Genomic DNA, 1,833 nt, shown 5'->3' on the forward strand with positions numbered 1-1,833 from the left:
CCAAGAAAGCTGAAGAAGCCAAGAAAGCTGAAGACGCTAAGAAAGCTGAAGAGGCCAAGAAAGCTGAGGAAGCTAAGAAAGCCAATGAGGCCAATTCAGGTCAAGGTTTTGGCGGTGAAGGCAAAGTAATGAGCAAGGCTTTGGATGGCGGTGTCTTGGTAGCGAAAAAGCGTGAAACCGGCGATTTGGAATATGCCAAAACCGAAGCTCCGACTGCTTCGGATAAAAACAGCGTCGTACTTGATGGTGTCGCCATTAATACCAAAGACGTTAAAGCAGGTGAGTTCACGTTGGGCGAAAGAAGTACGAACGGCGGTAAAGCCGATGCAGCACAATATGCGGTACACAGCGGCGACCTGCTGCCTGACGTTCGTTACGGCGGTGTTGCCGATGTCAGCGATCTGCGTGATGTGAAACAGGCGTTGTTTGTCCAAGGCACGCCATCAGGCAGCGATACCGTTGCAGCCCAAAGAGGGGATGCAACCTATAAAGGCATCGGCCTGCATTTCCCAAACGGACTGCCGATCGATACAAGAGGTCTGCAAGAAATTTTTGAAACCGGTTCGCAAGCCAAGCTGGCCAATCTGTATTCTGCCGCCAAAGCAACCGATGTTACCGCAAGAGTCAATTTCGACCAAAAAACCATCAATGTCGGCATCAACCGCTATTCCGATCAAACGGTTGGCGGTGGTAGCGGTGGCGATAGGATTGCAGGTGTCGTCAAATCCAATGCGCGCGATATGGCGGAAAATTTGTCTTTCAATGGCGATTTGCACGGCAACACCTTCTCCAACAAGCAAGGTACGATGCAAGGCGGATTCTTTGGCGCGAAGGCAGACCAACTTGCCGGTACATAATAGTGCGGCAGGCAAAAACCAACGTGATGAAGACGTAGTGGCGCGCGGTGTGTTTGGTGCAAAACGCCAAGATGCGGCAGCTCAAGCAGGCGGACAGCCTGATGCGCCGGTTGCCAAACCTGATGCGCCCGTAACCAAACCTAAAGATGATGCCGCCGCAGCTGAATTGAAAAAAGGTGAAACAGGCGAGCAATACTTCTTATCGAATATCGCCGATTTGACCAAAGTCGTTATCAACGGTACGACAATCGCTTTGTCACCTGTTACCAACAAGCTCTATCGAACTGAATTGGGTTCGGACTACAAATCGTTTGTTGCTTCAGGCAATTTGAGCAATGTTGTCTTCGGTGCGGCAAAACTTGCCGATAATGCCTACTCCTTGTTTGTTCAGGGGGTAATGAGTGCCTCTCTACCGTCAGGGACAGCCAAGTATGCCGGCGATGTGTTGAATTTCCGTGCCCGCAACTTGGATAATAAGGAAAACTGGGTGGGTGATACAGGAGGCTACCGTACTACCGGTTCGTTTACCGCAGATGTCAACTTCGATACCAAGACTATCGCAGGTAAAATCAATAGTGGTGACAGATGGTTCATGAATGAACGAGCCTTTACTGCAGATATTACAGGCAGCAGCTTTAACGGTAAATGGACTTCTTCAGATGCACAAGGCTCTGTAACTGGCGGATTCTACGGTGACAAAGCTGCCGAAATGGCGGGACGATACAGTTATCATGACAAAGAAGATAAAAGTAACAATGCCTTCGGTGTATTCGGCGGCAAAAAACAATAACTGTCTGTTTAAGCTGAAAACAAACCGCTCGAAAGGGCGGTTTGTTTTTGATCGGATAGGATTTTCAGACGACCTTTTACGGTAACAACAATCTAGAGAGCAATTTACCCGCTAAAAGGTCGTCTGAAAACCTTGAATCTTATTTTCAGATAATCTGAGACCTTTGCAAAATTCCCCAAAATCCCC

Annotated in this window: 2 protein-coding genes; both read left to right on the plus strand. The window is 48.6% G+C overall.

Features of this window, described 5'->3' with window-relative positions:
* Positions 1 to 857, plus strand: an 857-nt coding sequence (locus tag HMPREF3139_RS11150) for a transferrin-binding protein-like solute binding protein (RefSeq protein ID WP_349267088.1), incomplete at its 5' end; no start/stop codon positions are given.
* Entirely contained in the window at positions 844 to 1,647 is an 804-nt protein-coding gene (locus HMPREF3139_RS11155) for a transferrin-binding protein-like solute binding protein (protein ID WP_283127002.1), read from the plus strand. The genes HMPREF3139_RS11150 and HMPREF3139_RS11155, both read left to right, overlap by 14 nt.
* Positions 1,648 to 1,833: the final 186 nt, after the last annotated feature.

It is taken from the genome of Neisseria sp. HMSC15G01, from assembly GCF_001808255.1.
GTDB classification, from domain to species: Bacteria; Pseudomonadota; Gammaproteobacteria; order Burkholderiales; family Neisseriaceae; genus Neisseria; species Neisseria subflava_A.